Genomic DNA, 3,071 nt, shown 5'->3' with positions numbered 1-3,071 from the left:
GGCGTATTGCTATACGCCCCTACAGTTATGTGGTTTTGTCATCTGGGAAGGATTGAGGCGCGATCTCATTCTCCACCCCAAAACAAGCGATGCAAGGGAGCGCACTCCTCAAGCTGATCGCACACCCTCTCTCAGTTGTACTCTATCCCCATTTGGGTAGGGGGCCACGGGGCGTGCGCCCTTCAAGGTTGCGGTTTAATCCGATAATTTGATGGGCGTATTGCTATACGCCCCTACAGTTATGTGGTTTTGTCATCTGGGAAGGATTGGCGCGATCGCATTCTCCACCCCAAAAAGCGCGATCGCGCCAAGCGCACTCCTCAAGCTGATCGCACACCCTCTCTCAGTCTGGCTCTATCCCTGTTTCTGCCTAGTCTTGAGACACCCAATGAACTGATACCGCCTCAATCGATATCGTCGGGTAAGTCTTCTATTGACATTCCTGCTTGTTCGAGAAGTTCTTTCAATCGTCGGATCTGAGCAAAGTTCAGTTTTATGACTCGTTCACCTGCTTCATGACGGATGACTGTTCTGCGCGATATTCCCAAGCAGTCAGCTATTTGTTCCTGGGTCATTCCCAGTCGCTCTCTTACTTCCTTAAGAATTGGCAATTCTGGGTTGCGTTCTGAGTTTTTATCGTTTACCATTCTATTAGTCAAGTGACACTTGGTCACTTTGATGACCATAAACAAACACCAGTGATAGGGAAACGCATCAGGGAAGTCCTCATACTTCCTGTTTCCCTATCCCTCTATGGGTAGTTTCTCACACGACGCCAGATTAGGAGGTGATGGGAAAGACGACGAGTTCTAATTCAAGGCTTTAGCACCGGATGCGTATTTTCCATAAATAACGGGCGATCAGCTTTGCTGGTGCGCTGACGCGCAATCGCATATTGTTTATGCCCAATCGCCCTTAGCTAAAAAACACTAACTCAAATCATAACAATGAAACATTCTCAATGGCTTCGCCTGCAAGCTGAAGGCGACAGGATTGTTGCGTCTTTTCGTGCAGATGGGTTCAACTGCTGTAAACAGCCACGCCGCCTGTCTTGGCACATTAGCAAAGATTCAGTGACTTATCGGTTAAGTTGGCTACCCGCGCCAATCAACGAGTGGAGTCTGTTACCTAATGATGGAACGCCCCAGCGAGAGCGACTTTTAGCGATGATTCCTTCTATTTTGGAGCATCGGGGATGTGGGCGCACAGCCGAACCCTCCCCAGAGTCTAACCACAGCTTTTGGAATCAACAGCATTATCCTTGGACACTGGTTAGGCTTTTGCCCAATGCTCAACATTATACGGTTGCTCGCTTCTACAGTCGCACAGAAGCCGAAAATCACCAGCGCTTTCTGGCAAAATGGATGCCTGATGCACAGTTTGAGGTGGTTTTCGATGCGGATGCGGTGACTTCTACCGCTCAAGAGTGACATTGTATTCAATTTGGGTAGGGGCGCACCGACGTGCGCCCTCTCAAGTTGCAGTTGTACTTGGCGCACAAGCTTTAAATAACCAAGTTCCATCAATAAAAACGTTTAATTTGGATATATTGTTGTGTCTATGGTAGAGTTAACGGATTTTCTCAAGTTCATATTCTAGACGTACCAATTCATGCTCATAGTTTTGTATAGCTTGCCTCATTAGAAGGTTGCGTTTGCTTTCTTCCCAAGTTTTTAACCCACTCTCTGAGAATGGGAGAACAATATTGTGTGCGGATGACATTACACAGGAAAATTTGTTAGCAAAATCTTTACATTCTAAGGGAGACTCACCAATATTCATTGACTTTTGATAGATTTCGGTTAATTGAGATTCAAAATCAACCATTTTTTGGGTAAACACTTTACTGTTAATTGTGTTTTTATCAGAATAAACAAGGATTTCTTTTATCTCTTGTATTAATTGTTTGGTTTGTTCAAGCAAACGTAAAGATATCTCTAGATAATTCTCCTTATTTAAAGTATTTCGTTTATAATGATCTGCTAATGCTTTGTAATTTGTTGACCAATCAATGACAATATTTTCTCCAATATTACTGCCATTAATTTCTACAGGTCTGGATTTTGGTTCCAGATTTTCATCTATCCAACAACTCCGACAAAACCAGTTTTTATTCTTAAAATCTTCAAGTGCCAAATAAACGAAAAGCAAAACAACATTTGCCGACGTATTTTCCCAACGCTGCTTAATTAAATCATTTTGATAGTATTCACGGTTAATTAGGTCACGAGTTACTTTTTTTACAATACTAATAATTTCTGCTTGAGAAACTCTGTTATGAATTAGTAGATCGGCTGAGTATCGTTTTGCTCTAGGATGACTTACGTCCTTCAGAGAAAGAATAGAAAACGTATCGGCATGAATAACTGACCGACAAAGCGCTTTGAGAGCGACTGTGGATGATCGTTCAAGCTTCTGTCTGAAAGGTATGATCATCTTCCAGCCTTTTCCTGTACTAATAGCAGTATCTTTGTTTACTACTTGCCAGTAAGCAGTATTGATGCGGTCATCATGGAGAACAACGAGGACAGGTAATAGATAGTTGCACCAATATTTTAAATGATTGGAGTCACCTCTGAAAATAATTCCTTGTTCATTAGTTTCATCAAACCAGCTTAAACCAGATTTGATTTGTAACGCGAGCATTTCTGCTTTGCTCTCGCCATTCTCAACAACCTCAATATGAGCATCGATACCTATATCGCGCAAAGGTTGGGGTCGGAATATCCAATCGAGTTCTTGTGACACCTTTAAAGCCACCGCATAGACACCAATGTCACCTTGTTGATCTGATCCAGACACTTTCATGGTTCGTTATTTTCAAGAATATTTTTGTGATTTAGCACTGGCAGTTAGATAGGTTAGGCAATACCCACCTCGACCTTTAAAACAAGTTGTATATCGAGTTTAACGTAGGTATGAAGTGCTAAGGAGCGATCGCACCCCACACCTCACTCCATCCCCCCTTGCCGCCTAACCCGGACAGCCAATACTCTAAACTGAGAGATTGATCATCCAAAAAAGGGAACCTCACGATGCGACTCTCTCAAATGCTACTCGTCACCCTCCGG

General features: G+C 43.1%; 5 protein-coding genes. 3 read left to right on the top strand and 2 right to left on the bottom strand.

Annotation, left to right across the window (positions count from 1 at the left end; genetic code table 11):
* The first annotated feature begins 243 nt into the window (after positions 1-243).
* The gene (locus ACLFWI_RS28905; protein ID WP_446415796.1) at positions 244-480 is read left to right on the top strand and encodes a hypothetical protein; all 237 of its coding nucleotides are present in this window, start codon (positions 244-246) and stop codon (positions 478-480) included.
* On the opposite strand, the gene ACLFWI_RS28900 is transcribed toward ACLFWI_RS28905, so the two are convergent.
* Positions 405-575 (bottom strand): XRE family transcriptional regulator, encoded by a 171-nt coding sequence (locus ACLFWI_RS28900; protein ID WP_446415794.1) that lies wholly within the window; start codon positions 573-575, stop codon positions 405-407. The two genes, ACLFWI_RS28905 and ACLFWI_RS28900, sit on opposite strands and share 76 nt — an antisense overlap.
* Here ACLFWI_RS28900 and ACLFWI_RS28895 point away from each other — a divergent pair.
* The gene (locus ACLFWI_RS28895; RefSeq protein ID WP_446415795.1) at positions 523-663 is read left to right on the top strand and encodes a hypothetical protein; all 141 of its coding nucleotides are present in this window, start codon (positions 523-525) and stop codon (positions 661-663) included. The two genes, ACLFWI_RS28900 and ACLFWI_RS28895, sit on opposite strands and share 53 nt — an antisense overlap.
* Before the next feature lie 284 nt (positions 664-947).
* Positions 948-1,430, top strand: a complete 483-nt coding sequence (locus ACLFWI_RS28890) for a hypothetical protein (RefSeq protein ID WP_446415793.1) — start codon at positions 948-950, stop codon at positions 1,428-1,430.
* Between the two features lie 139 nt (positions 1,431-1,569).
* On the opposite strand, the gene ACLFWI_RS28885 is transcribed toward ACLFWI_RS28890, so the two are convergent.
* The gene (locus ACLFWI_RS28885) at positions 1,570-2,808 is read right to left on the bottom strand and encodes a DUF4365 domain-containing protein (protein WP_446415792.1); all 1,239 of its coding nucleotides are present in this window, start codon (positions 2,806-2,808) and stop codon (positions 1,570-1,572) included.
* Positions 2,809-3,071: the final 263 nt, after the last annotated feature.

The organism is Coleofasciculus sp. (assembly GCF_046539235.1).
Taxonomy (GTDB): Bacteria; Cyanobacteriota; Cyanobacteriia; order Cyanobacteriales; family Coleofasciculaceae; genus Coleofasciculus.
This window is presented reverse-complemented; position numbering and strand designations above follow the sequence as displayed.

Excerpts from the sequence above, each read along its gene's own strand:
- ACLFWI_RS28895 (WP_446415795.1), top strand. The coding sequence starts at position 523 with ATGACTGTTCTGCGCGATATTCCCAAGCAGTCAGCTATTTGTTCCTGG.
- ACLFWI_RS28900 (WP_446415794.1), bottom strand. The coding sequence starts at position 575 with ATGACCCAGGAACAAATAGCTGACTGCTTGGGAATATCGCGCAGAACA.
- ACLFWI_RS28890 (WP_446415793.1), top strand. The coding sequence starts at position 948 with ATGAAACATTCTCAATGGCTTCGCCTGCAAGCTGAAGGCGACAGGATT.
- ACLFWI_RS28885 (WP_446415792.1), bottom strand. The coding sequence starts at position 2,808 with ATGAAAGTGTCTGGATCAGATCAACAAGGTGACATTGGTGTCTATGCG.